The 26,746-nt window shown below is 47.5% G+C and carries 16 protein-coding genes; 4 read left to right on the top strand and 12 right to left on the bottom strand.

The window, feature by feature from the left end; genetic code table 11:
- Positions 1 to 134 precede the first annotated feature (134 nt).
- From D568_RS0110575 to D568_RS0110550, 6 genes are all read right to left on the bottom strand, one after another.
- The gene (locus tag D568_RS0110575; protein WP_020209575.1) at positions 135 to 2,972 is read right to left on the bottom strand and encodes a TonB-dependent receptor; all 2,838 of its coding nucleotides are present in this window, start codon (positions 2,970 to 2,972) and stop codon (positions 135 to 137) included.
- A 256-nt stretch (positions 2,973 to 3,228) separates the two neighbouring features.
- Complete coding sequence (locus D568_RS0110570) at positions 3,229 to 4,671, bottom strand: exonuclease domain-containing protein (RefSeq protein ID WP_020209574.1); 1,443 nt, start codon at positions 4,669 to 4,671, stop codon at positions 3,229 to 3,231.
- A 152-nt stretch (positions 4,672 to 4,823) separates the two neighbouring features.
- Positions 4,824 to 7,835, bottom strand: a complete 3,012-nt coding sequence (locus D568_RS0110565) for a TonB-dependent receptor (RefSeq protein ID WP_020209573.1) — start codon at positions 7,833 to 7,835, stop codon at positions 4,824 to 4,826.
- Between the two features lie 307 nt (positions 7,836 to 8,142).
- On the bottom strand, positions 8,143 to 8,394 hold the full coding sequence (locus tag D568_RS0110560) for a hypothetical protein (protein ID WP_020209572.1): 252 nt from the start codon (positions 8,392 to 8,394) through the stop codon (positions 8,143 to 8,145).
- A 53-nt stretch (positions 8,395 to 8,447) separates the two neighbouring features.
- On the bottom strand, positions 8,448 to 10,274 hold the full coding sequence (locus tag D568_RS0110555) for a coiled-coil domain-containing protein (RefSeq protein ID WP_020209571.1): 1,827 nt from the start codon (positions 10,272 to 10,274) through the stop codon (positions 8,448 to 8,450).
- A gap of 29 nt (positions 10,275 to 10,303) precedes the next feature.
- Positions 10,304 to 11,191 carry a coiled-coil domain-containing protein gene (locus D568_RS0110550; RefSeq protein ID WP_020209570.1) on the bottom strand — a complete coding sequence of 296 codons (888 nt, stop codon included), beginning with the start codon at positions 11,189 to 11,191 and terminating at the stop codon, positions 10,304 to 10,306.
- Positions 11,192 to 11,387: 196 nt separating this feature from the next.
- Here D568_RS0110550 and D568_RS0110545 point away from each other — a divergent pair, with 196 nt between their 5' ends.
- From D568_RS0110545 to D568_RS0110535, 3 genes are all read left to right on the top strand, one after another.
- Positions 11,388 to 12,323 (top strand): LysR family transcriptional regulator, encoded by a 936-nt coding sequence (locus D568_RS0110545; RefSeq protein ID WP_020209569.1) that lies wholly within the window; start codon positions 11,388 to 11,390, stop codon positions 12,321 to 12,323.
- A gap of 77 nt (positions 12,324 to 12,400) precedes the next feature.
- A complete protein-coding gene (locus D568_RS0110540; RefSeq protein ID WP_020209568.1) occupies positions 12,401 to 13,456 on the top strand; it encodes a putative urea ABC transporter substrate-binding protein in 1,056 nt (351 codons plus the stop codon).
- The gene (locus tag D568_RS0110535; protein WP_020209567.1) at positions 13,453 to 14,166 is read left to right on the top strand and encodes a cysteine hydrolase family protein; all 714 of its coding nucleotides are present in this window, start codon (positions 13,453 to 13,455) and stop codon (positions 14,164 to 14,166) included. The genes D568_RS0110540 and D568_RS0110535 overlap by 4 nt, the downstream gene beginning before the upstream one ends.
- 221 nt (positions 14,167 to 14,387) lie before the next feature.
- Here D568_RS0110535 and D568_RS0110530 read toward each other — a convergent pair whose 3' ends face one another.
- Positions 14,388 to 15,899, bottom strand: a complete 1,512-nt coding sequence (locus tag D568_RS0110530) for a cellulase family glycosylhydrolase (RefSeq protein WP_026286979.1) — start codon at positions 15,897 to 15,899, stop codon at positions 14,388 to 14,390.
- 1,329 nt (positions 15,900 to 17,228) lie between these two features.
- Between D568_RS0110530 and D568_RS0110525 the strand changes: the two genes are divergently transcribed.
- A complete protein-coding gene (locus D568_RS0110525; protein WP_245551628.1) occupies positions 17,229 to 19,751 on the top strand; it encodes an HD domain-containing phosphohydrolase in 2,523 nt (840 codons plus the stop codon).
- 81 nt (positions 19,752 to 19,832) lie between these two features.
- On the opposite strand, the gene D568_RS0110520 is transcribed toward D568_RS0110525, so the two are convergent.
- The 5 genes from D568_RS0110520 to D568_RS0110505 form a co-directional block, all read right to left on the bottom strand.
- Positions 19,833 to 22,949 (bottom strand): efflux RND transporter permease subunit, encoded by a 3,117-nt coding sequence (locus tag D568_RS0110520; protein WP_020209564.1) that lies wholly within the window; start codon positions 22,947 to 22,949, stop codon positions 19,833 to 19,835.
- A 10-nt stretch (positions 22,950 to 22,959) separates the two neighbouring features.
- Entirely contained in the window at positions 22,960 to 23,850 is an 891-nt protein-coding gene (locus D568_RS19930; protein ID WP_020209563.1) for an efflux RND transporter periplasmic adaptor subunit, read from the bottom strand.
- A 3-nt stretch (positions 23,851 to 23,853) separates the two neighbouring features.
- Complete coding sequence (locus D568_RS19925) at positions 23,854 to 25,140, bottom strand: TolC family protein (protein ID WP_020209562.1); 1,287 nt, start codon at positions 25,138 to 25,140, stop codon at positions 23,854 to 23,856.
- A gap of 70 nt (positions 25,141 to 25,210) precedes the next feature.
- Positions 25,211 to 25,540: a hypothetical protein gene (locus tag D568_RS21680; RefSeq protein WP_157497819.1), complete on the bottom strand. Its 330-nt coding sequence runs from the start codon at positions 25,538 to 25,540 to the stop codon at positions 25,211 to 25,213.
- A 135-nt stretch (positions 25,541 to 25,675) separates the two neighbouring features.
- Positions 25,676 to 26,524, bottom strand: a complete 849-nt coding sequence (locus D568_RS0110505; RefSeq protein ID WP_020209561.1) for a hypothetical protein — start codon at positions 26,522 to 26,524, stop codon at positions 25,676 to 25,678.
- Between the last annotated feature and the right edge of the window lie 222 nt (positions 26,525 to 26,746).

Raw genomic sequence — 26,746 nt, 5'->3', positions numbered from 1 at the left:
AAAAAAGCCCCGTAAAACCGGGGCGAAGGTCTACATCATGCTAAGGGTTCAACAAATACTCATTAATTCCATTGACGGTCGTCGCGGTCCAGTCACTCTCTAATCAGTAGCGCCGCCAGGCGGCGCTAACCGCTTTAGAATGAGGCGCGCACACCCATGGTGTACGTAGCGCCAGGGTAATACACGTTATACGACTGTGAATCTTCCTCTACGCCATCGCCCACGAAGCGGGTCGACAGAGGTTCGTTGTTCACATTATAGGCATCGAACGTCAAGGTCAGATCGTTGTCCTGCATGACCGGCAGTCGATAGCTGGCCGACACATCCACTTGAGAACGATCGCGGGTTTCTACGTCTTGCCCCCAAGAGTTAAACGCTACGGCGCCTTCCTGATGGTAGAGAGTAACGCGCGCCTGGAACACATCATTTTCGTAGTAACCGGTCAGGTTGTAAGAGTCAGACACGCCGGTAATTTCGGCGCCCTCGGGTGAGTCGTCTTCGATTTTATTGGCACTGGCGTTAAAGCCTAAGCCTTCAACCAAAAAGTCCAAAGGCTGAACCCAAATCAGCTCGAAGCCTTTTAACGTGCTCGCCTCACGGCTGTTCACGCGGGTGATAACCTGTACGGTACAGTTTGGAGTACAAATGGATTCCGCCTCAAGCTGGGTGGGAGTTAACTCGTTTAAATCTACGCCGTACTGTCCGAGGTTATCCAGATTTTCCAAAATGGTATCTTGGTAAGTGAAACCCGTAATGTCTTTGGTGTAGTAGGTTAAACCCACGTAACCTAAATCGCTGAAATACCACTCACCGCCAATATCCAGGTTGGTGGATTCAAACGGCGCCAGGCCTGGGTTGCCCACCCGTACTACATCGATACCAGAGCCATCCCACTGAGCACCCGGAAACATGTCGCTGGGGTTCGCACGGGTTAAGCTGCGCGACGCACTGGTACGCAACTTGATGTCGTCGCTCAGGTCGTACACCGCACTAAACGAAGGCAGAATGCGATCGTAGCTTTCGCTGGTGGCGCCTGTTTGGTCTTCCACAAACTGATCGGTTTTAACCGCACGAACACCACTGTTGGTACGTAAAATACGACCGCCGATTTCAGCCTCGGTATTAAACTCTACGTACAGGGCGGTGACTTCTTCTTCAATATTGGTCAGGTTTTGCTGCTCTTCCTGCCACTGGTCAAAGCCAATAAGGTTTTTCATGGCGGACCAGTCGGTCGCACCAAAACTCTGCACGCCATTCCAGCCATCGATGTTAGAGCCAAAATTAACGGTGCGAATATAATTTTGAATATTGTTGGTCAGCTCGGCCGTCGCGCCAGAGCCTTCAAGGTACTCGGCCATGGTGACAGAGCCGTCTGCATTGCCGTCGTACTCTAAAGAGAAGACCGGCAAAAAGGTTTGCCGGGTAGACTCAACTTGATCGTGATGGATACCAAACTTAAAGCCGTTGCGATCGGCGTCTTCACCGTATTCAAAATCCACATGGAAGCCCGTAGTAGAAGTCTCGCGCTCGGTATGGCTGGCACGAATCCGATCTTCGCCATTGTGTGTGGTGTAGTTGGCGTAGTCGTTGGTGCTGCCGTAGCTGACATACGGAACAATGCCGTTATTGTCGTATTCAAGCGTGGTGTTAGCGCCAAACATCAAACCATAAGGGTTGTAACGAGAGAATTCCGAGTCGGTAAAGCTGGCCGATGCGGCCATAGAAAAGGAATCAGAAATTTGCCAGTCAACGCTCGGCATAATACTGGTAAACGTGGTTTCTTCGTCGTAATCCTGCGAACCGATCCAAGGTGAAGTACCGTAAAACGTACCGGAAACCACCTGGTTTTTACTGTCCAGCACTATGTCAGAAGGGATGGGCTGGTAGACATAGTTACGACGGTAAAAATGGGAGATTTCATCGCGGGTGTATTCGTTCGAGGTATCCGCACTTAAAATATCTAGAGCGGCGGTAATATCGTCGTTAGGGGTGTACTCCAACGACACCAGCGCAGAAATGCTGTCTTTTTTACCATTGGTCGATACCATTCGGCCAATGTAAGGCAGTTGCATACTATCGAAGGTGGATTGATTGGCACTGATGTCAATAACATCACCCACATTCACGCCGGGGTGGGCCGCGGCGTAATCTGCGGTGGCAATGTTTGAATAGCGCAGGCCATCGCCACTGCCGTCGTCACACGCGTTCGTTCCGGTTTCACCAAGACACGCGCCCTGTAATACATTACCAATTACTTCGTAACCTTCAACGCCGTGATCATTCGCCTGAGCCACAACGCTGGTTAAGACACCGAATGTGTCATTAGAAAAGCTGTAGGTGAGGGCGCCTTTCGGGCTTGTGGAACTGGTGGCTTCTTTGTACACGCCATCCAAACCCACATTGAAAGTATGGCCTTCACCCAGATCGGATGGGCGCAGAGTTTTCATGTTCACATAGCCGGAAACCCCGCCTTCAATTTGCTGTGCGGTCGCGGTTTTATTTACCGCCAAACTTCTAAACAGCTCTGGCGGGAAAATATCCAGACTCACCTGGCGACCATCACTGCCGTTCTGGTTCATGTCACCCATAGAGGCGACCGCCATAGAGTTACCGTTTAATACCACTTTGGTGAACGAGGGGCCTAAGCCGCGCACAGAAATCTGCTGGCCTTCACCGGTAACCTCACGGTTGATGTTTACCCCGGGAATACGGCTTAGGGATTCCGCCAGATTCTGGCTGGGCATCTTGCCAATATCGTCCGAGAAGACTTCGTCTGAAAACCCGACGGAATCGCGCTTTGCTTCGGTGGAATTCAGCAGGCTGCCACGATAGCCGGTGATCACCACCTCTTCAATGGCAACGTTTTCAGCGTCGGGGGAGCTTGATGTTTGAGCCACGGCGGTGGTCGAACTGGCGATTAAGAAACTAAGCAGGCCTAACTTGGAGCGCTTAAATTGCGGCTTGGCTGACATGGATCTGATCCTCTCTTAACAGTGCATTTATTTTTATATACCTGCCTGTGGCGCCTGGAGGCACCGCAACCAGAGGCGACACACTTGTATACAAGTTGTCGATAGGGTCGATACTAGACCCGCCAGAGGTATGTGTCAACCGGACTATAAGGGGTGTTTCACAGAGATTTGTTAAAAAGGGTAATACTGATATTCGGTGTCATTGCTTGGCGCAACCAATCGTACCGATGATTTCGGGGCAAATTCCGAGCTTTGTCTACAGTGGCAGTAAGCGAGTATCTTTTGCGGGTTTGAGCAGCGCTTTACACAGATAACGATACAAATCGCGATCCAGCATAGGCTCGCAAGCCATGCGTGACAGCTCTTGAATATCTGGGTCGCCAACACCTTCTTGGCTGGCAAGCAGGCACCAGTTATCCAGCAAAAAAGCTGTGTAGCGTTTATCGTTGTCATCGCCCGAACGAGTGAACTCAACCAGACACACGCGGCCGGCAAAGGGCCATGCACTGAGACCGATTTTCGCCAAGGCGTCCATTAGCCATACATTGTGCTGTACGACTGAAACCTCGCCGACACATAAACCCTCGCAACGCTTTAGCTGCCGCCCCATGCAAGGGCTTTGGGGGTCGGTGCCTGGAACCATGACGTGATCACAAAGCCCTGTGGCCTTTGCCGTTTCCTGCAAGGCGTTGCGGGCTTTTTTTTGTGCGGGAAAAAGACCGTACATTTTTAAGTGTCGTTGGGCTTCGGTAACGGGTGTTACCTTGGGGCGTAATAGTCCTTTGCTGTCTTCCAGTAATTGGATGGTGTAAAGCGTGCTTAAGCGACGTAGGCGTCGATTAAAAATGGGTTGTTGCTTTTTGATTTCTGCTGACTCAAGCAGCAGCGCACTTAGTTCTCCGGTGGTTTCGGTAGCGCGAATATCCCGTATTTGCTGGCACATTGTCATGGCTTTAGCGCTGGCTTTATCGCCACTGAAATGCGACATCACACGTTTGCGTATATTGACGCTTTTGCCCACGTACAAAAGGTTGTCGTTGTCGCCGTAAAAATAATAAACACCGGGGCCGTTTGGCAATTGTTCGATAATGCTAGGGTCTAAGCCCGGTGGTAAACTCGGGCGTTTGGTTTGCAGTTGCACCGCGGCCATAAAGTCGGCAGCGCTTTTGTCTTGCTGGGCTTGCTTTAAAAAATGATAGGTGGCTTTGGCATCTTCAAGCGCACGATGCCTGGCAGAGGTGGGTATGTTAAAGCGCTCAATAATGGCCTCTAAACCATGGCGTTTATACTCTGGGTAAAGGGCTCGCGACAGTTTTACGGTACACAATAGGTTCAATTGCATACTAAAACCCAAATCAGCGAAGGCGTTGCGAATAAACCCATAATCAAAACGCACATTATGGGCGACAAATATTTTTCCCTCTAAGCGCTGCCAGATTTGTTTGGCCACCTGCTCAAAGCGTGGTGCATCTGCCACCATATCATTATTAATGCCCGTTAAAGCCTGCACTGTACGGGGGATAGCCATGCCCGGATTGATCAACGTGCTCCATTCCTTAACGCCATCGTGGTCGAACTCAACTATGCCAATTTCTGTAATACGATCACGGGTGACATTCCCACCCGTGGTTTCAATATCCACAACGGCGATAGGACCGTCCAGGCCTGGAAAAAAGCATTGCTGTGTTGTTTCTGCCACGCGCACTCCCGTTTGGCTAAAACTTCATCATACGCGAAATTAACTGAACAAGATCAGGGAATTATGACAGGAATTTAGCAGGCATAAAAAAGGGGCCAGAAAGTCTGGCCCCAAAGTAAGTTCTACAAAGGAGAGCAGAACACGTAAAGCGATTACAAGCGTGCGCGCAAACCTACTGCAACGCGACGCTCTTGTACGCTCAGCGAGTAGAATGAATCTTCAAACTGCGAGTAGTTGCGATAATTCGTTTCTGTCAGGTTAGTGCCCTGCAGGTAAACCGTAAAATTATCGTTGATGTCGTAGTTCACAGAGGCATCCAGATAACCGGCGGGCTCACTCCAGTTGCCCAGGCTAATGGGTGCTTCGTTGGTGTTCAAACCCGCCTGACCCTGGAAGATATCGCTGCGCCAGTTGTAGGCAATACGCGAGCTGAGTTTATCGCCCTGATACCACAAGATTAGGTTGGCCTGATGCTCAGAGTTGGACTGCAATGGGAATGCGTTGCCCTCTAAATCTTCAGCGCCCGAATCATTGTCGGAATAGGTGTAGTTGGCCTCGATGCCCGTATTGGACAGCACCCCCGGCAGGAAGGTAAATGCCTGCTTATAGCCCAGCTCGATACCCTGCAAGTCGGATGCTGGCACGTTTTTAGTGGTCCAGATATTCGCGGTGCGACGTACCACACCATCCGAATCAGGGTAAGCACGGGCCTCTTGCAGAGTCTGGGTAGCACTTTCGACTTCAATTAAGAAAATGCTGGCACCGAGAATGCCGCCATCAGCAAAGTACCATTCGGTCGACAGGTTGTAGTTATTGGCGCGCCAAGGTTCTACATAAGGGTTACCCTGATCATTACCGCCGCCTGGGCTGGTAACGACGTTGTAGTTACCGTTTTCGTCAGATTGGTTTCCGTCTTCGGTGTAAACCTTATACTCCTGATACCACAGAGATTCGCCTTCACCGACGTTGGTCAGGTCATTACGAGACATCGTCTCGGCGTAACCTAAACGTACAATTACGTCTTCGCGAGGGAAGAAGTTGATGTTGAACGAAGGCAATACATCGGTAAATGAAGTTTCAGTGGTTTCGGTGCCGAGGGTTTTGTACATCACCTGCCAGCCCTGAGGTTGACCATAGGTCGCGGGGTAACCGCCGCCATAGTAAGTGCCGTCTTCAGGTACCGCTTGCTGGTTGTAGACGGCGTTTACAACTTCGCGTTGGGTTTCCACTACTTGAACCCCCAAGTTCCCGTCGAATGGAATACCAAATAAACCGTCTTCGTTAGCAAAGTTCAGCTGCACATAACCGGATGTTTCTTCCTCAACTACCGAGTAGGCGCGCGAAGGGTCGGTAAAGCGCTCAGAGCCTGGGTATACAAACTCCATAAAGCCGTCAAGGTCGTCCAAAACATGTGGGTCAAGCGCTGCTACGCCTTCGCCCCAACCACCGAAGGGGCCGAAATCGTTGTATGAAATCAGCATATCGCGCAGTTCATCAAACGGCTCGATACCCAACTGTGCATTGCCACCGAAGTCGTTCCAATCCGGGTACTGCTGCCACTTGTAGTCTCCGGGCAGAGGCTGATACCACAAGTCTTCAGGTACGTTAGGATCGGCCCAGGTCGAGTAATAACCTGTGGGGGTCATGTAGATGAAACGCTCGTTGTCCACATCGCGACGGCCGTAGCGTACGCCGAAATCAACCGAAGTGAAGCTGGTAAAGTCAAACTCGTACGAGCCGTCTGCCCGAGCCACGTCCAGAGTCGCTTCTTGCTCAACGCCATCGGCAAACGCTTGAAACAGGTTCAAGCGATCAATGCTAGACAGGTCATCTTCGAACTGAAAGGTAGGGTAGTCCTCGCGGTAGTCAACGGTTACCCAGAAGGGGTCAACCGGATCGTCCATGCCATCGCCGTCTTCATCCACCCAGTACCACTCGGGTGTTCCCTGCTGGAATGTGGCGTTTTCGTAGGTTTTTTCTGCTTCGCCGTGAATGTAACGCACGGAGCCGGTGAAGGGGCCGCCGTTATCAAACGCCAGCTCAATGTTGGCATTAACTGACTCTGTATGGTTTTGAATGCTCTGGGTTGTCGCCTGAAAGTCTGGTGCCTCGACCACGGCCACCTGAACAGAGTTGATATCTCGTGCTGGAGTATCGCTCTCGGCAGGCACTGTGGTTTCAAAACTGGTTTCAGTACCGGGGCGTAACACATCGTAGGCGTCTGAGTTGCTGCCGTTAAAGGAGGTTTTTACGCCGCGGTCATACTGATCCATTTTGGTGTAGAACACGTCAGTGGTCAGCTGCAGACTGTCTGAAATATCGAACTGAAAGGAGCCCGACATACCTTCGCGCTCGCGCTCCATCACAAAAGCACTAACACCATAGGCCCCTGGCACCAGATAACGATCGCTCAGGTTGCCATTACCATTCAAATCCAGAGGGTCGCCGCCCTGATTAACAAAGCCTAAGCGTAAATCTTCGCGGATCTGGTAGTTAGCTGAGTTAGAATCGGTTTGAAAGCCGCCCAAAGTAAAACCGAAGCGGTCGCCGTTGTAGCCAACAAAGGCGTTGAAATTGTAATTATCCTCATCGGTAATGGATCCCTGAGACACTTCGACACCGCCAGCAGCAGTCCAGCCCTGCTCGAGGTTGCGTGGACGGCGAGTTTTCAGGTCAATCACACCAGAAATACCGCCCATTGAAAGGGCTGCACTTTGCGATTTATAGACATCTACGCCGGAAATCATAGTCGACGGAATATCTGAATAATTTGCGCCAACGTTAGTTATTGACCAGGGGCTTAAGAACTGCTCACCGTTAAGGGTTGTTAACACCTGGGGCATACCACGAACATTCAGGCTGGTGCCTTCACCCGCAGTACGCTGAATTTGTACACCGGTTACACGTTGAAGTGAGTCGGCGATGGTGACATCTGGCAGCTTGCCAATGTCCTCAGCGACAATAGAATCGACAATAATCTGCGAGTCACGTTTGATATCGACAGCTGCTTTTTGCGAGCCGCGAATACCAATTACAACGATCTCTTCTAACTGATCAAGTGATTGCGTATCGCTACTTTGAGCAAATGCTGATGATGTGATTAAGCCTGTAGATAAGGCTGAAATTGACCAGGATAGTAATTTTTTATGCAGTTGCACTGGCATGTGGGCATCCTCATTGTTGTGATTATTCACTGTTTTTCGCGCCGTTGATTCTCTGTTGTTTGAGTATGAATCAAGGCAAATAGCTTATCTTTAAGAGTGCAGGGGAGTTTTACACTCGATACCATTTATGTAGTTCTAATAAGATCGGGCGAGCAGACCTTAACTATTTGTGTAAACGGTTACACGAAAGTTTACGTAAGTTTACATTAAGGTCAAATATTGATCTATTGGCGGTTGGAAAGGGGATAAAGCGGATAAACAACAGGGGGTTAGGTGGAAGTAGGGAGGCCTAGCCTCCCTGGGGGGCTTAAAGGCCCATTTCATTTTCGGCTTTGCGGATGGCTTCAGCATGTTCGGCCGTCATACCGTTTATCAAGTTCGCCTGGCCTGCATCCATGAGCCGAAAATCTTCAATCGCCTCATTGATTAAGTTTTGTCCATGCCTGTCTGGTGACCCGCCCTTGGTATTGTGTTTTGGGTGGGATTTTTTCGCTGAGTCACTGCCTGCTCTGGCAAGAATGGAGCGAGCTTTGTTGTATTGGTTGTCTTTAATTGTCATGGGAAGCCTTTGGTTTAAATGAATTTGAATGCTTAAAGTCGTGAGCTACAGGATTAGCCTTGCGCGTTTATTTGGTCTCGATAATGTTGCAGCTCAAGCGTCCGCGCTAATGAGGCTTGTTTTCTGTCTCGAGCGATTTGATCAATTTGGTTGGCGGCTTGATGTAAGTAATCTGTGAGTTCATCGCCGGTTAAATAGTGACCTGTTAGCGCGTTCAGTCTGCTCCAGCCTTCTGTAAAATTTTCTTCAAACTTAGATGAAACAACTTCAACGGCTTGCCATTGCGCAGATTGCGAGGCAAAAAAGTCATTGGTGGTGCGTATTACTCTGGCACTTACGCGGCTTCGATCTTTGGCTTTCTCAAGTGTGTTGGCCTGATTCTGGGCCTGCTCCATAATTTCGTGCATATAACTGGAAAAAGCATTAAAGAAGAAGGCGATTTCGATGATGATCTCTCGTGCTCGCTTTAAGGCTTTTAAGCTTAAGCCTAAAGACTGGATAGCGAGTTTTATCGTTTCTTCTTTTGTTCTTTTTCCGCTTAACAGCGCTTTGATTTTAACCAGTTCGGCAGCCTGGGTGCGTTTCTCAGCTTCATAGAGCTCGACTTTATCAAGCATTTTCATTTGTAATTCACGTAGACTGGTGGCTTGTTGCTCCTGTTTTTTTGCCATGTCCCCCATGCCTTTATCTAATGCTTTAAAAGCTTCTTTTGCGCCTTCCAGTGCAGCTTTTGCCGCTATAACCTTTTTATTTTTCTTCTTTATATCTTGCTCAACCTGATCAATCCGTTTCTCTATAGACTCTACCTCAGCCTCCTTTGCGTCCTCTTCAAGAGTATCGTTATCGGCAACTGCTTCTTTTTCATCTTCTAGCGCTTGTTTTTTTTCGACTAACTCTTTTATCTCTCGTTCTGCCGTTTCAACCTCCGACTTTTTATCGGCAATTTCTTTTTTTACCTCAATGGCTTTTGCTGCATCGTCATCATCCGTGCTGGCTGCTTCTGAATTCGTCAATTGTCTGGTGGTATTAATGGCAGACGCAGCCACTAATGAAGCACCCCCGGTAGCAGCACCGGTTAAGGCAGTGGTAATTGCAGGAATGGCGGCTGATATCATTTGGGCACCAACCTGTACAATGGACATGACAAACGCTCGCTCTTCGGCGGTCTCGGCTTGCGTTTTGTATTCATTAGCCATTTTTTCGTATTTTTTAATATCAGTTTTCAAGTCTTCGACAAGACTTTCCAGCTTTTGGCGCTCAGCTTCCTTTTCGGCGAGTTCTTGTTCTATTTCTGCTTTATTCTGTAATTCATCCGCTAGCGCTTTTTCGCTGTCATGAGTGGACTTTGTTGTATCTTCGATGATCTCTTCGTAAACATCGGCTATTTCATTGAGGTCTTGGGATATGCGCTCGGCCCGATTTTTGATGTCTTCGGCAAGATCCACTAAATCTTCGCCGACAAATTGGACTAGCAAATGCTTGTCTGTACTGTTTTTAACCTTGCTCCAGTCCTTGAAGGTGCCGCGAATATCCTTTTCAATGGTTGCAGCGCTGGTGACGGCGGCAGACATTTTCAATTCGCTTTGCTGCTGGGCCGATATAAGTCGAGTCATAAGCTTATCAAGCTGAGTTCTTATATTTTTTTTGGTTTGAGGGGTTGTGTTGTACGCTATGTATAAAAGATCAATGGCGTTATCCGTATCCAGCTTAGAGCGGGTTACATCATAGCTTCCTTCTATTTTTCGTACGTAATCTTTAACCAATGGGTGATCTGAGTTAGGTAAAGAGAAGTTCGGTTGAGCAATCAAACGGTCTAAACCTTCGTCGATTCTTTTTCGAACATCAAAGTTGACTGAGATTATGTTTTCTTGTGCTGTCATGACTGTGTCCTCTTTTTCGGGTTATGGGTTTACAAGCAGGCAAAGTTGCCGTCAGGCAGTTTCAGATGATTGTTCTTTAAGGTCTTTTGGGTTGCCAGCATGGATGAGCTCAGGGTTTCTGTCTCACGTCTAAGTTTGTTCTGGTAGTACCGGCGTTGGGACTCCGGGTCTAATGTGTCAAGTGTTTTCAGAGACTGCTTTAACGTCTGAAGGGATCGCCCGAATTCTTGCTTTTGAATACGAAGGTGCGCTAAAGTTTTTTTGGTTTCTTTAATCCCGGCTTCCACCTTTTTTATTTGAGCAGAGGTTTTTTGGGCATTTTTTTGGTAGGTAAGGCTCTTCTGGCTGGCCTCGTCATACTGCAGCTTCAGGTTGCTCATGATGCCTTCAAGTATTTTTTGTTTTTTCAGCATCACGTTAAGGTTGTGGTTTTGTTCGCGTATTATGTTAGTTAGCCCCATAATTTCGCTAGCCCAATCACATGTAAAGCCTAATATCCACAAATCTTTTTTGCATGAGGCAATTTGACTTTGAATGGATTTAACCCTTCGCAGTGATGCTTCAATACTCTTACGGCTAGTTGTTAGTTTATTCTTCAGATCGGCGCTCTGATCGGTAAGGTTGCTTAAAGTGTTCTGTGTCACGCTTATTTCTTGATTTAGTTGTTGCTCTTTGCGGCGTAAGTTTGCTGAATTTTCTTGTAACGATAGGCTTTGTGTTTGAAGTTTTTGGTCAGTTATCTCATAGCACTCTAAACGATGGTCAAGCTCACTTAGAGTGCTTTTCGCTTCCATTAATTGGTTCTGAATAGTGTCTTTTTCTTCGGGTGTTAATGGTTCTGCGTAACTTTCAGTGGCTGTAGCCGTTAATAGAGTGAGCGACATGATGAATATTTTTGAGAGTCGAATATTTTTCATGAAGCAGTAAAGCCCTTGGGTTATAGTGGTTGGTTTTTAAGTGTTTGGTCTGTTTTAAGATGAAGATGATATTCGGCTGTTTGTAAAAAAAGAATTACAGGAGATTACAAAACTTTTCTGTGTTTCGATTTTGAAAGCTGTGTGCGTATTCTGGTGGCGGTAAAAACTGAATGTTAAGTTCAAAAGGGTTGCAGCTATGATGAAGGTGGATAGTGGGGTAATAAAGGGACTGGAAATTTTCTTAGCCGTTATTGAGGCAAATGGTGTGTCCAACGCCCAAACTTTGCTCAACAAAGATACCTCGGTGATAAGTCGAAGTTTAAGTGCGCTTGAAACCCGCTTGGGTTTGGTGTTGTGCGAGCGAGGCCGACAAGGGTTTCGTCTTACCGATGAGGGGCGGCAGGTGGCAGAAGAGGCAATCAAACTTTTTTCTTCATTTCGATCGTTCGAGAATCGAATGGATAGCTTGGGAGGGCGCGGGTCTGGCAGGGTGGCGATAGGGGTAATTGATAACATTATTGGCGAAACCCGCTTTAGTTTGGATCAGGCAATTTCCGAGTTAAGTAATTATTTTGACGGTGAGCTGCACATAGATCTGTATATAAAAAACCCCTACGAATTAGAAAAGTACTTATTGGACAAACGAATTGATATCGCTCTCGGAATTTTTGAAAGGTATCACGATGCTTTGCAGTATCGCCCCCTCTATGAAGAGGTTGACTATTTATACGCGGCTCCAAATAACCCTGCTGCCATACTCCACTCACAGGGAGTGACAGACGGTCAGCTGATCGAGACTTTAAAGTATCAGAATTTTGCGGCTCGGAATTTTTTAAACGAAGCTGATATTGAGTGTCTGGGCTACGACTTGCTGGCAGATGTGAGTTATACAGCCAACCTTGAGGCGATCGCGTTTTTGATTTTGTCGGGACGTTATGTTGGTTTTATGCCCGCCCAGTACGCTGCGCCCCTTGTGGCTCAGGGAAGGTTAACCAGCATTCTTGCAAAACAGATCAAAAGAACTTCTGTTATGAGTTTTGCATACCGTAAAATGGAAGATAAGAACCGCCCTGTAATAGGTAAGTCACTGAGTTTATTGACAAAATCAAAACTTGCGAAAAATAACAAGTAGGCTGGCATATATGGTCATTTTAAGCGCCAAAATATCGGGTTAATCTGAGTCTACAGTCACTCAGCAGGAGTTATACGATGTTGAATAAGCTCGCCCGGCCCATCTCTTTTTTTGCTCTTGGTTTAGCTGCCAGCGCTTCGCTGGCGCAAGCCGAAGATCAGTACAAAATAGCATGGACCATTTATGCCGGAACTATGCCTTTGGGTTATGCGCAAGATCATGGAATTTTACAAAAGTGGGGCCAGAAATATGGCTTTGGTCTACAAGCGGTGCAACTCAATGATTATATCGAGGCTCAAACACAGTTTGCCGCTGGCACCTTCGACGGTTCTGTTGCGATTACACTCGATGCGTTAACTATTCCTGCTGCTTCTGGGGTTGATACCACCGTTGTTTTGCCCATGAGTACTTCAGCAGGCAGTGATGGCATAGTCATGCGCGGTAAAGAGGTAAGTTTAGAATCCATTAAGGGAAAGCGCGTTAATTTGGTTGAATTATCAGGTTCTCATTATATGCTTGCGAGAGCCCTCGACAGTGTAGGGTTGAGCGAACAGGACATCACTGTTGTCAATACCTCTGATGCGGATATTGGCTCGATTTTCACTGACTCTTCCACGGAAGTTGTTGCCACCTGGAAACCACAATTAAGTCAAATTCTTAATCAATTCGATGACACTTCATTAGTATTTGATTCATCTGATATTCACGGGGAAATTGTCGACGGCCTTATTGTCCACACCGAGACTCTGGCGCGTGAGCCCAATTTAGGTAAAGCACTTGCCGGTGCATGGTATGAAACCACCGCCATGCTTGACCCCGATCATCCCGAGCACACTCAATTTGTTCAATACATGGCCGAGCAACTTAACACCACGGCTGAGGACCTAAATTCACAGTTGGCCACGATAGAGTTCTTTAACGCTCAGGAAGGACTGAGCTATGTAACCTCTGACAGCTTCACTGTAACGATGGAAAGAATCGCTGACTTTGCTTTTGCCCACGGGCTGCTTGGAGATGGAGCACCTAGTGCTGACTTTATAGGCATAGAAACGGGTACTGGCTCAGTGATAGGCAGCGAGGAAAATGTCAAGCTGCGCTTTTCTACTCAATGGATGCAGGAGATTCAGCCATGAGTACGTTTGCTTCTGTGGCGCAAACGATACCTTACCCTTGGCCCCTGTCGGGGTCTTGGGGCCCTGAAAATACAGCGATTGTCGTGATTGATATGCAGCGGGATTTTCTCGCTGAAGAGGGTTATTTTGCCAGTCTAGGTGAGGATGTGAGTCATCTGCGCCAAGCCATTGAGCCGGCGCAAGATTTTTTGCGCGCAGCGCGGCAGCACCCATTTTTAATTATTCACACCCGTGAAAGTCATCGCCCGGAGTTGTTGGACCTGCAAGACAACAAGCGCCGCAAGGGGCTGCGGCAAGACTCACCCGTGGGTAAAGCCGGACCACTGGGCCGCCTGCTGGTACGCGGTGAAAAGGGCTGCGACTTTTACCCAGGTTTTACGCCACAGCCGGGCGAAATTGTTGTCGATAAGCCTGGCAACAGCGCATTTTATGCCACCGATTTCGAGCATATTTTACGCACGCGACAAGTTCGTCATTTGATTCTGTTGGGGGTTACTACGGATGTCTGCGTATCATCGACGATGCGCGAAGCCAATGACAGGGGCTTTGACTGCCTGCTGCTGAACGACTGCTGCGGCGCGGCCAACGAACAGCTGCACCAGAATACATTAAGCAGCCTAAGCCACGAGGGCGGGATTTTTGGTGCCTACAGCGAAAGCGATGCGATTATCCAAACTCTCCGTCAGGCGATTAATGGTCCTGAAAGCTAACGACTTTCAACGAGGATCGCGCCTATAAAAAGCTAACTCAGGGGAGCTGAGCGCATTTTTGTAAGCGAGGGGCAGCGGGTAGGGGGTATGGTCAATCAAAAGTCTGCCCCTTTGGTCGCTATCCACTTAGGGCAAAGCCATTAAGTCAACGTCTAAAACGATTAAGAAAGTTTTATGTTTCGACACTGCGGGCAGCGTTACGCCGCCCGCAGTGAACGTAATTATTCGATCGCGCTGGTGATGGCGTCGATCAAATCTGGCTCTATCTCGGCGCCACTGTAGCGATCAAACAGCGCAAAACCGCCGTTACCGGCGTAGCCGTTATCCCAATACACAGGTACCAACTGGTGGTCTACCGCCGACTGGGTAATGTACTCGTTCCAGTAATTGCGATACACCTCGTGGCCCGACACATTCTGGCGGGAGATTACCCCGTATTCACCCAAAATAACGCCAATACCTTGATTCACAAAGTGTGTTTGCATGCGGCTGAACTGATAATCAACGAATGATTCGTTAGCCCAGGTTTCAGTCGCATTCGGGTCAGTGGCAATTGAGCCCCACTGGGTGATGTTGCTGCTTTGGTTTAAGGTGAAATTGTAAGGGTCGTAGTAATGCACTTCCATCAACAAGCGATCCGTCGTCGGGTCGGTGGGGATCTCGGCAAAATTGATCGTGTGATCAATATTGGTGTTAAACCCCTGAACCACAATATAACGGTCAGCGTTATTACCACCGGTTGCCCGCACTGTATCCACAAACGTTTGGTTAAAGCTATTTTGTACGGTGTAATACTCCTCGGTGGGCGTGCCATAATCGCCCTCGACCATCACTTCATTGGTACCAGCAAATAGCAGGCGATCATCGTAACCCTCAAAATGGGTCGCAATTTGCTCCCACATAATGGCCAGGCGATTATTCACATACTCTTGTTGGGCGTAGGTGGGTTGCATCCAGCCCTCATCCCAATGAATGTTCATAACCACATACAAGTCGGCATTGAGCGCGTAGTTCACCACTTCTTCTACGCGATTCATCCAGCTTTGCTCGATCACAAAATTTGCAGGGTCGGAAAACTTACTCCAGGCCACAGGCACGCGAATGGTTTTAAAGCCGGCGTTCGCCACCGAATCAATCAATGCCTGTGTGGTTTCCGGGTTGCCCCAGGCCGTCTCACCGCCAATGGCGTCCAGGGTATTGCCCAGGTTCCACCCCACACCCATTTCACCGGTCAGCTCAACGGCGGTTAAACTATTGCCGCTGCTTGAACTGCTTGAGCTTGATGAGCTGCTGGAGCTTACGGACGAACTACTGGAGCTGGATACCGAAGAGCTGCTGGACGATGAGCTTGCCGCGTCGCAGATATCGCCCGTCACCGCAACGGTTTCTACCCCATTGGGGGCATTAACCTGCATCCCAAAACTTATGCTCTGGCCAGGCTGAATACTGCTGTTCCAGCTTAAATTAGACGCCGAGTAGGGGTTAGAGCCACTCAAACTCGCATTCCACAGATTGCTCACGGTGTTTGACTGATACTCCCAGCTTACATTCCACCCGTTAATGGATGTGGTACCCGTATTGGTGATGACGATATTCGCCGTTGCACCCGCGCCCCAGTCGTTGGTAACGGCATAGGTACAACTGGCCGTTTGGGCATTGGTCAAAGGTAAGTAACTCAGGCTCGCGCCCAGCACCGCCACTGCGCTGAGCTTTTTCATTGTTGAAAACTTCATTTGGCGTTGTCTCCTTATTTCATTTATTTTTGACGTTCACCAGACACCAGGCAATCATTTGCCCGCTGGTTTTTTTGCTGCACAAACAGTTTTGACCGGGATGGTACCGAGCTGAGGCGTTTGCTTTTATTGTGATTGTTTCAGTCAAACGAGATTCGATACAGCACTAAAAAGTATATCGAGGGGGCGTTTTCGGGTGAGGTGCCAGGACGGAAAATAAAGCGAATGTGATCACAAAAAATGGTTGCTTTGATCGCATTTTTTACGAATTGAAATTATAAACTTTGTGCTAATAACAAAAATGAAGCAGCGCTTGTTTCAAGGTGTTAGTGGTTTTCAGAGCCCTGGGAGCATTTCAATGGCGTTGTTTCGGGGCAGCCTGCATAGCAAAAACACGCGTGTATTATTAAGTTGCGATTGAAGGCTTTAACGTTCTCATATTTTTATGGATGAAAAGGTCACTTCTATGCGCTATTTTTTATCGATAACAAAATCTGTAGCTCCTGATTGAGGGCACAATGTAGTGGGCCTTTGGCATCGGAAATATCTGCAGCGGTAACTTGGGTACTATTTCATTGAGGGGGTTAATTAGAGGGCTCTATTTGGCATCTATATCCGCAGGGTATATAGTCTGAGGTTAAACAACGGCCAAAAAGGACACCCGCCGTGCCCCACGACCCGACTCATAAACCTTTTCGTATCTCTATACGTACTCTTGTGGTATCTACCGTCGCTATGACGATGCTGTTAACGGCGTTTTTGGCGATTGTGCTGCAATATTACTTTACTCGTACCATGGCTATTGAGGCCACAGTAAATAAGTATCAACTTGCCGCTCTAAGCACGAGCCAGTTCATTGAGGAGGAAGAGCGTCGGGGTATTCAGCTAACCCGTCTGATCTCGCGGTACCCGGCCTTGTTGGAGCCCGAGACCGATCAGGTGAGTATGCGCGACTTATTTGCTGAAGTGATGTTGAGTAACAACATTTTTTTCAGCATTTATGTAGGGTTTCCCAGCGGAGACTTTTATGAAGTTATCAATCTGAATAACAGCCCTAAAATCCGTAGTCAGCTACAAGCTCAAGCCGAAGACCGCTGGGTCATAAATCGGGTTTTTGAGCAGCAAGGCAAAAGAGTTAGAAGGCTGGAGTTTGTAGACCAAAATCTTCGAACTCGCCACTCTCGCACAGAGTCCACTAGCTACGATGTACGCCAGAGAATGTGGTTCACTAACGCTAAGCATCAGGCCCAACGTTCCGCTCCGTATATGTTTCAATACACTCAAGATCCAGGTAATACATTTTCTATAAAAATACCTAACAGTGAGGCCGTGCTTGGTATCGACGTAACACTGCAGTCTTTTTCCACCTACCTGAAAGAAAACTCACTGGGCAAAGGCAGTGAAGTCTTTGTCTACGATAATCAGGGAACGGTTATCGCATCAAATCAACTGGCCGACTACTATCGAGAAGACCTAAATATTACTCCTTTACCGTTAACGAACGATGAGCGTGAATACATTCGTTCGCTAGGCGCACTAAAAGTGTCTAATGAAACGGATTGGCCACCTATTGATTTTTCGGTTGCGGGTGAGCCCAAAGGCTATGCTGTGGACATTATTCGTTTAATGGCAAAGAGCCTTGATTTGCCTATTCAGTTTATTAATGGTTATTCCTGGCCTGAACTTATGGGTAAATTTAAAGAGGGGGAGATAGATCTGATTCAACCCTTACAAGGGAGCGAAAGTAATCGTCAGCTCGGGCCAAGGAGCAAAGCATTACTCAAGATTCCATACAGCGCCGTGTCCCATGTAGAGAATCCTCCCGTGATGTCGCTGGCTCAGCTAGCTGGAAAAACCGTAGCAATACCTGAGGGCTGGTCGTTGTATGATGTGCTCTCTCAACACCACCCTGAAATTATATTGGTGGACGTGGCTTCCACCAAAGAGGCCTTGAGGGCGGTGAGTGAGAAGCGCGTCTATGCGACTATAGATGCGCAAGTGATATTGCGCTATAACGCTCGTGAACACTTTATTGAAAACATACAGATTGGTCCGACGTTACCAGCCTCGGGCCACACAATATCTGAAAGCTTACATTTGCTGGCCTCGCCACGATTAGAGCCCCTCGTTCCGCTTCTTAACCGAGCTCTGGATAGCTTAACCCCTGAGCATCTCGCTCAGCTTGAAAATCGTTGGTTTAAAGCGGATGACAGTGAACGAAATTTATCCGTGGTGCCCTACAAAGTTTTGCTTGACATGCTCGGCGCGCCCCAGCAACTTGGAACTATGCAATCAGTACACCTAAAAGGGGAGCGACATTTTGTATTTGTTGACAAGCTTCTCCCTCAAGAAGATGACACTGACTATTTTGCGGCGGTTATCCCGGCTCGGGAAATTCTCCAGGGAAGCTTAAGTAGAATCAAAATTTCATTGCTGGTGACGGGTTTATTTCTACTGCTACTGCTGCCGGCCTGTTGGTTCAGTTCAATCCCCGTCGTACGCCCTATACGTCAGTTATTTGATAAAAGCGAAAAAGTAAAGCAGCGTCAATATGATCAAGTGAGCTATTGCCCCTCGCGCATTAACGAGCTGCATGAGTTGTCCCAGTCAATGGTGGATATGGCAGAGGCTATTCAGAAGCACGAAGAGCAGCAGCGCTCTTTGATGGACTCTTTTATCCAGTTGATTGCAGAAGCGATCGACGAAAAGTCCCCTTATACAGGAGGGCATTGTGCTCGTGTACCGGAGTTAGGTTTGATGTTGGCTGATGCGGCTCATCGCTCTAATCACCCGGCGTTTGAACGTTTTCGCTTCAATAATGAAGATGAGCATCGAGAGTTTAAAATAGCCGCCTGGCTTCATGATTGCGGGAAAATCACCACACCTGAGCATATTGTAGACAAAGGCAGTAAACTCGAAACGATTTACAACCGTATCCATGAAGTGAGAATGCGTTTTGAAGTGCTTTGGCGCGATGCAGAGCTGAACTACGAACGTAAGTTGAAGGTAGCGCCACAAGATGAAGTAAAATTAAAAGCAGAGCTTATAAAGAGTCAAAATACCCTACAAGAAGACTTTAGGTTTATTGCGCAATGTAATGTGGGCGGCGAGTATTTAGACCGCTCGGCGGTTGATCGTATAAAACGTATTGGTGCTGCTAATTGGCTGAGGCATTTTGATGACCGGCTGGGCTTGTCACCCGCTGAAGAGCGTAGGTTAAACCAATTGACCCCACGTGAGGGAAGGGAGCTTCCAGTCCTTGAAAAACTGTTGGCGGACAAAATAGAACATATCATTCCTCGTGCTCGGAAAACCGAATACCCGGCCCACTTTGGTATCACCATGCAAGTTCCGGAAAATCTCTATAATTTAGGTGAAATTTATAATCTGTCGGTATCTCGAGGAACGTTAAATGCTGAGGATCGATTCAAAATAAATGAGCACATCATCAGTACAATTAGAATGCTGGATCGACTGCCTTTCCCGCCAGAATTAAAACGAGTACCGCGCTACGCATCAACCCATCACGAAGCAATGAATGGTGAGGGGTACCCCCGAGGTTTACGCGCTGAGGAGTTAACCGTTCCTGATAAAATATTGATTGTTGCTGATATCTTTGAGGCGCTCACGGCCTCGGACCGTCCCTATAAAAAGGCGAAAACTGTCAGCGTTGCGATGGATATTTTATTTAAAATGGTGCAAGACAGGCATGTGGACAAAGATACGTTTGAGCTGTTTTTAACCAGTGGCGTGTACGTGGAGTACGCAAAACGGTTTTTGCCTCCAGAGCAAATTGATAGGGTTGATGTACGGAAATATTTGGATTCTGACAGCCTTTGTGAGCCAGCCTGACCAAAATGGCGGATGTTAATGAAGGAGTAGGCGTTCACTGGTGCAGCCAAGCTGCACCAGCTTTGATATCAGTTATGCCCTTCAGGGTTCAGAGTGCTTTACATTATGTAACCAGTGGTAAAGAACGGGTAAAACAACAAGTGTTAATAGGGTAGAAGAAATAATTCCACCAATTACGACGGTTGCTAAGGGCCTTTGGACTTCAGCACCGGTGCCTGTATTCAGCGCCATAGGTATAAAGCCAAGGCTTGCCACCAAAGCCGTCATAAGCACGGGTCTTAAGCGAGTCTGGGCTCCGTTTACTACCGCATTCCAAAGAGTTTCACCTGAAACTCTAAGCTCGCGAATAAACGTCAGCATGACCAATCCATTCAGCACAGCTATACCGGAAAGGGCAATAAAGCCTACGCCTGCAGATATAGAAAGCGGCATGTCTCGAAACCATAAGGCTAAGACGCCTCCAGTAAGCGCTAGCGGAACCCCTGTAAAAATAATGAGTGAATCCTTCAAGGAGCCAAAAGCGATAACCAATATTGCTAAAATACCCACTAGAGTTAATGGAACCACCCAGGTTAAACGTTGGCTTGCAGATTCTAATTGTTCAAAAGTGCCGCCATAATCCAGCCAATAACCACTTGGTATTTCTGCCTGCAAGGGTATTTTCTTTTTCAGCTCAGTAACAAAGCTGCCTAAATCTCTATCGCGTACATTGGCCGTTACCACAATACGGCGTTTGCCGTTCTCTCGGCTGATTTGCGCTGGAGCAGGAGCTTTTTGAATTTTAGCGATTTCACTTAATGGAACATAGCCACCTTGCCGTATAGGTATTGGTAAGGCGAGAAGCCTGGGTAAATGGTTACGGATTTCATCGCTCAGGCGTACAGTTAACTTAAATCGACGATCACCTTCATATATCAGTCCGGCCTGACTTCCACCGACGGCGGTCGCAACCATGTCTTGCAGTTGTTGTACGTTAAGTCCATAGCGAGCAAGAAGATCACGTTTGGGTATAATTGTCAGCATAGGTAAGCCGTCAACTTGCTCTACGCGTACATCGGCCGCACCTTGAGTCTCGGCAACTATTGCTGAAACTCTTTGTGCCGTATTACGCAAAACGGTTAAGTCGTCACCAAAAATCTTTATGCCGACATCAGCTCTAACCCCTGAAATCAGTTCATTAAATCTCATTTCAATAGGTTGTGTGAACTCATAGTTGTTGCCCGGAAGTTCTTGTAACGCTTTTTCAATCGAGGATATTAGATCTTCTTTGCTACGGTTAGGGGCAGGCCATTCATCACGTGGATTCAACATGATAAAGGTGTCGGCCACATTGGGGGGCATTGGGTCAGTGGCGACCTCAGGCGTTCCAATTTTAGAGAAAACTCTATTGACTTCCGGGAACTCCATTAGTCGATTTTCAAGAGTGATTTGCATCTTAATGGATTGCTCTAAACCTGTACCGGGGATTCGCAAGGCATGTAAGGCGATATCTCCTTCATCAAGTTGAGGTACAAACTCAGATCCCAGGGTTGTCATTAACCATATGCAGGTGGTTACTAATACCCCAGCTAAAGCAAGAACAACTGCTCTCCCTTTCAGAGCTTGTTCCAGTAGCGGAACGTAAATACGGTTTGCACCTTTAATTAGAACGTTTTCTTTTTCGCTTATTTTGCCTTTTAGAAAAACGGCAACCGCCGCAGGAACTAAGGTTATGGAAATAACCATGGCAGCGAGTAGAGCCATTACCACAGTGGCGGCCATAGGATGAAACATCTTTCCTTCAACACCACTGAGGCTAAATATAGGTAAATAAACCAGTGTGATTATGGCCACCCCAAATAGGCTAGGGCGGACAACTTCAATGGTTGCTTCGTAAACCAGTGCCAGGCGTTGTTTTAGTTGAGGCGTGGTGCCGCTATCGCGCTGCGCTAAAGATAAACGCCGAACACAGTTTTCAACAATAATGACAGTGCCATCGACGATTAATCCGAAATCTAGCGCACCTAAACTCATTAAGTTGGCTGACACACCGGCTTGAACCATGCCGCTGATGGTTGCCATCATGGATAGCGGAATAACAGCGGCCGTAATTAAGGCTGCGCGTATGTTACCCAATAATACAAATAGCACGACAACAACCAGAAGCGCACCTTCAAGCAGGTTGGTTTGTACTGTCTTGATGGTTTTGTCTACAAGAGTCGTTCGATCATACACACTTTCGGCTTTAACGCCCTTTGGCAGTGAATCTTGTGCAACCGTAAGTTTCGCAGCAAGTTGTTGGGCGATTGAGCGAGAGTTTTCACCGACCAGCATCATGGCGGTGCCCATGACTGTTTCCAGCCCATTTTGTGTTGCAGCGCCTGTACGTAATTCTTTTCCGATAATGACCTGTGCTACATCTTTCACTCTTACCGGTGAATTATCCTGATTTAGGATGATGATATTTTCAATATCCTCTATGGTTTTTAGTTGGCCTTCGGCGCGAACCAAAAACTGTTGTCCGTACTTTTCAATGTAGCCTGCACCTGTATTGGCGTTATTACTTTCTAGGGACGCGAGTAGTTGTGCCAGAGTTACGCCATGTTGCAGTAATAAGAGGGGATCTGGTTGAACCTGATATTGCTTGTCGTACCCCCCGATAGTGTTTATTTCCACCACTCCTGGAACCTGAGCAAGCTGAGGCTTAATGACCCAATCCTGTAGCTCTCGTAAAGCCATAGCGTCGTAGGGTTGACCATTTTCTTGAACCGCTTGTGGATCAGCACTTAAGGTGTAAGTGAAAATTTCCCCAAGTCCTGTCGCTAACGGGCCCATAACAGGGTCTAACCCTGGGGGAAGCTGGGTTTTAATTGACGCTAACCGTTCGTCAATCAAATTTCGCGCATGATATATATCCGTTCCCTCTTCAAAAACCACCGTAACTTGAGAGAGCCCATAACGAGACAGGGAGCGCGTATAGTCAAGTTGAGGTAAGCCATAAAGAGCGGTTTCTACGATAAAGGTAATACGTTGTTCTGCTTCCAGTGGTGAAAACCCTGGGGCCTCTGTATTGATTTGTACTTGTACATTGGTAATGTCGGGGACGGCATCAATATTTAAACGCTGGTAGCTCCAATATCCTGTACACACAAGAGCCAACACCAAAGTTAATACCCAATACCTTTTTTGTACACTAAAGTGCACGATGGCATTTAACATTTGTGGCTCCTCAGTGGCTGTGTGCTGCGCCGGATTTTTTGATATCCGCTTTTACTAAGTAACTATTGACGGCAACATAGCGTTCGCCCGCTGAAAGACCGTCTGTGATTTGTGCATACTGACCATCATTTACTCCGACTTTAACCGGGCGAGCATAATAGTTTTGGCCCTGCTGTATAAATACGACCGTACCGCCTTCAAATTCCTGTAAAGCCTGTGCTTCAACCACAACCTCCGCCTGCAAAACTTCTACATTAATTTGCGCATTTACCATATCGCCGGGTGACAAATCGTCATTATTATTTTCCAGTAAGACTCGCGCAATAACGTAAGGTGCTCCCTCAGGACCAGGCAATATATGATGTATGGTTCCCTTATGTTTATGGTTGTTATGTCCTATGTGCACAGATTGCCCAGGTTTAATTTCATAACGCTGCGAGGGGAAAACCTGCAACTCCGCCCATAATGTGTCGTTATTGATAATGGTAAATAACGGTTCTACACCCGTTATTTCGCCGGGATTGATGTTGCGCTCTTGTATACGACCTGTGAGTGGAGCTTTGATAGGATAGTCTTGAAGGCTGTCATTAGACTCAATCATCGCTAACTGAGAGCCTTGTTCTACTGCGTCACCAACATTAACGGACACACTTTTTACCAAACCTGAAAACCGTGCGCTAACCTGAGCCAAGCTGTGGGGTGGGGTTCTTAAACTTCCAAATACCTGTATGTGGCGCTCAACGTTTCCGCTGCTTGCCGCTTTGGCTATTATTCCAGAGCGCTCGGCTATCTCCTCAGAGATTTCTGTGCTATCTGTGGAGGAGTTTTCATGGTTATTTGAAGCATTGGCCCAAAATGATAATGGGATAAAAACCATACAGAATAAAATTCGTATCAACATAGCTTAATCCTTTGTTTTGTTCGAAGTTGATGGGCTGGCGTAGGTTTGTGCGGTCAGCTGCTCAATGAGAATCTGATTGGCCAGCGCTTCTGCAGCCGCGTCTATCGCATTTATTTCGGCGTAATAGAGTTCTCGCTGAGAGCTCACCCAGTCAACATAGCTATAACGGCCACTTTGATAGGCCTGTTTTGTTTGCTTAGCGGCTTCCTTCAGCGCGGGAATTATTTGCTGGCGTAAAGTTGTCGCACGTTTGGAGTACTCTCGCTGTTGGCTCCAGGCAGAATAGAGGCGTTGCCGGAGCTGTAAGAGGGCGCTACTCTGTTCGCTGCCCGCAATATCTCTTGCCGCCAGGGCAGCGTTAATTGAGCTTTTAGCTCGACTAGCGCTGAACAGCGGCATAGAAATCCCTGCCACTAATGCGGTATCGTCACTGACTGGCATTTGTTTAACACCCAGAGTCCAGTTTAGGTCGCTACTGGCGTTACTTTTTGCTCGTGCCAGTTCAGCTTCCTGCCAGCGTATGTTTGCAGCTAATTGTTGGCCAACAGGAGCGGATTCAAGTTGTTTCCAAAGTTCTACAAAGTTTTCTGGTTGAGCGAATTGATACAGCTGGCCGCTTACGTCTCCCACTTCATCGGCTGTACCGCCCCAGAAGTTCGCTAAAAAAAACTGCTGACGCTCCAGTGCGGCGTTCGTTGCTTCAACCTGGAGCCGTGCCTCGGCCAATACAGCTTGTGCACGTAGTCTTTCAGCTTCAGGAGCGGCGCCGCTATTGACTCGACGACTGACTAAAGCCTGCGAAGCTTCAGCCAAATCTACCTTTTGCAAGTTGATTTTTTGCTTCTCTTGTAACGCTAAGAGTTGAATAAACGCTCGATTTACTTCGCCTAATAACGCTAGAGATTGAGCCTGACGCTGGTATTGCAGCTGTGCAATACGGCTGTCTGCCGCTTGTAGGCGGGCGTCTCTTTTACCTCCAAGCTCAATAGTTGAGCTTAAACTTAACGTGTATTCGCCCCCATCAAAGCCTGAAAACTCTCCAGTTCCGGCAAAGTTTTCAGCCTCCAGGCCAATGTTGTACGCGGGTCTCAAGCTGGCAGTTTCGGCTTGCGCCATGGCGTGTTTATTTCGGTATTCAAATACCTGTAAATCTGGATTAGCCCGTAAGGCTTTTTCACTTGCTTCGGCCAAGGTCAGGGCTTGTACGGTTGGCACCCCGCTTACTATGGCCATAATAAAACCCAGCAGGCTGCTTAAGCGGCCTGCCGAAATAAAGCAGTACTTCTTCATAGAATTAATCCTTTCTTGCTTGTCTAGCGCTACTGCTCGAGTAGTGCCGTTAAATTGAGCAATTTAAGGATTAAGCAATAGGGGGGCGATCTATGGGGTAGGGGATTCGTGACAATACGCCAATAAGCAGAGAGGAAAAGACGCTTTTGGTGCTGCGCTCAGGCAGTGAAAAGGTATATGCGATAGGTGTTAAGTGTGAGCAGTGACCGTGACAGCACTGGTCGCACTGATCTATATGCTGATCTATGTGCCGATCAATGGTGTTGTATTCGCTCGTGAGTGTCTGACTATGAGTTTCAAGTGGATGGTGGTTTTCTGTTGGCGTGCCAACGTCGGGCGCCGCTGAAACCAGCGGCGCGAGAAAAGAGATGAGAATTAGCAACAGCTTTAAGCGCTTCATTACACCAGCATAAAAACAAGTAAGATCAATAATTTAGCATGCATAATTCTACTGTACCACCCTCAAAGTTCAAACCAGTAGGGTTTGCTGCTTTGAAAGTGGGGTTGTTTACTAATAATCGCTCGACTGTATTGGCTATTGAGCGTCGGATTTACTATCACTAAACATCAAGAAAAATGATTCAACATCCATTTGTTTTGGTAACCCAAGAATCCAGCAAAGCTCGACGGTATCAGAAAAATCCAACCCTCCTGCCGATATGGCATCATTGTCGTAGCGGCCATTTAACCCGTTATAATAGTTTGCCTTTTCTATGGCGATATCCCACACCTTGCGTAACTCAGGGCTGGTAATAAAACGCGAAATATCCGGCATATTGTTCGATTTGAATCCCGGTGTACCGTTACCCACTGCATTACCATCAGGGATTTTCTGATAATCCGTCTGTTTTTTCACAAAAGCTAAATCTGCAGGGTTGGTTTGCTCTTCATTCCAATTGCTGTGCTGAATAACATGCACTCGGTTTTTGGCTGCTTCAGGGGCGACATTAGCGACCCAATCAGCCGAAAAGTTTGATTGCCCGGCTTCAACAACCCAAACGTCACCGCCGGCATTTAAGGTTTCTGACACCAAGCTTGTCACATGCTGCAGTGTCTTTTCATATTGATTGTGTGCATCTGACCATTGGTCGGCGAAAGCGGCCTTAAACAGTTCAGGGGAGGGGACATAGAGTCCATTTTGATCACCATAAGCGCCCGCGACAGCATGGTATTGGATGGAATCGAATTGCGGTAATCTCAATACGCTGGCAACAGCCGCAATGGTGTGCAGGTCGTCCACATCAGTTTTACTGTCAAATTGCAACAGCAACAGGTCCGACTCTATGTCAAAATCTGGCTCTGTCGCGGCAACGGCCAATGCAGAGCTCAAAGTAAAGTACATTAAGAGCGTGATAGCAGACGCATTTCGGATAATGGCTAACATTTATTTTCCTTATTCTTAAAATCTTGTTTATAGAATGGTTATCGCAGGTTAAGTGTCCCGCCTAGCGTAGTGAAAGGCTATGCAGTCGTTTACAACAGGTCAATTACTGTAGGGTTAAGTTAAGTAATGAGCACAATTTAGCCCCTCTCCTGAAGTAAGGCCGTGGCGTCGTTGAGATATTCAATTAACTTAATGGTATGGAAGGGCACTCGCACTGCAATA

Origin of the sequence: Gilvimarinus chinensis DSM 19667, from assembly GCF_000377745.1 — a bacterium.
In the GTDB taxonomy this organism is placed as follows: domain Bacteria; phylum Pseudomonadota; class Gammaproteobacteria; order Pseudomonadales; family Cellvibrionaceae; genus Gilvimarinus; species Gilvimarinus chinensis.
Note: the sequence above shows the minus strand (reverse complement) of the source record. Positions and strands in the feature narration are given on the sequence as shown.

What these genes read in the sequence shown, in the direction of transcription:
- D568_RS0110575 (WP_020209575.1), bottom strand. Translation starts at nt 2,972, where the DNA reads ATGTCAGCCAAGCCGCAATTTAAGCGCTCCAAGTTAGGCCTGCTTAGT.
- D568_RS0110565 (WP_020209573.1), bottom strand. Translation starts at nt 7,835, where the DNA reads ATGCCAGTGCAACTGCATAAAAAATTACTATCCTGGTCAATTTCAGCC.
- D568_RS0110560 (WP_020209572.1), bottom strand. Translation starts at nt 8,394, where the DNA reads ATGACAATTAAAGACAACCAATACAACAAAGCTCGCTCCATTCTTGCC.
- D568_RS0110555 (WP_020209571.1), bottom strand. Translation starts at nt 10,274, where the DNA reads ATGACAGCACAAGAAAACATAATCTCAGTCAACTTTGATGTTCGAAAA.
- D568_RS0110550 (WP_020209570.1), bottom strand. Translation starts at nt 11,191, where the DNA reads ATGAAAAATATTCGACTCTCAAAAATATTCATCATGTCGCTCACTCTA.
- D568_RS0110545 (WP_020209569.1), top strand. Translation starts at nt 11,388, where the DNA reads ATGATGAAGGTGGATAGTGGGGTAATAAAGGGACTGGAAATTTTCTTA.
- D568_RS0110540 (WP_020209568.1), top strand. Translation starts at nt 12,401, where the DNA reads ATGTTGAATAAGCTCGCCCGGCCCATCTCTTTTTTTGCTCTTGGTTTA.
- D568_RS0110535 (WP_020209567.1), top strand. Translation starts at nt 13,453, where the DNA reads ATGAGTACGTTTGCTTCTGTGGCGCAAACGATACCTTACCCTTGGCCC.
- D568_RS0110530 (WP_026286979.1), bottom strand. Translation starts at nt 15,899, where the DNA reads ATGAAGTTTTCAACAATGAAAAAGCTCAGCGCAGTGGCGGTGCTGGGC.
- D568_RS0110520 (WP_020209564.1), bottom strand. Translation starts at nt 22,949, where the DNA reads ATGTTAAATGCCATCGTGCACTTTAGTGTACAAAAAAGGTATTGGGTA.
- D568_RS19930 (WP_020209563.1), bottom strand. Translation starts at nt 23,850, where the DNA reads ATGTTGATACGAATTTTATTCTGTATGGTTTTTATCCCATTATCATTT.
- D568_RS19925 (WP_020209562.1), bottom strand. Translation starts at nt 25,140, where the DNA reads ATGAAGAAGTACTGCTTTATTTCGGCAGGCCGCTTAAGCAGCCTGCTG.
- D568_RS21680 (WP_157497819.1), bottom strand. Translation starts at nt 25,540, where the DNA reads ATGAAGCGCTTAAAGCTGTTGCTAATTCTCATCTCTTTTCTCGCGCCG.
- D568_RS0110505 (WP_020209561.1), bottom strand. Translation starts at nt 26,524, where the DNA reads ATGTTAGCCATTATCCGAAATGCGTCTGCTATCACGCTCTTAATGTAC.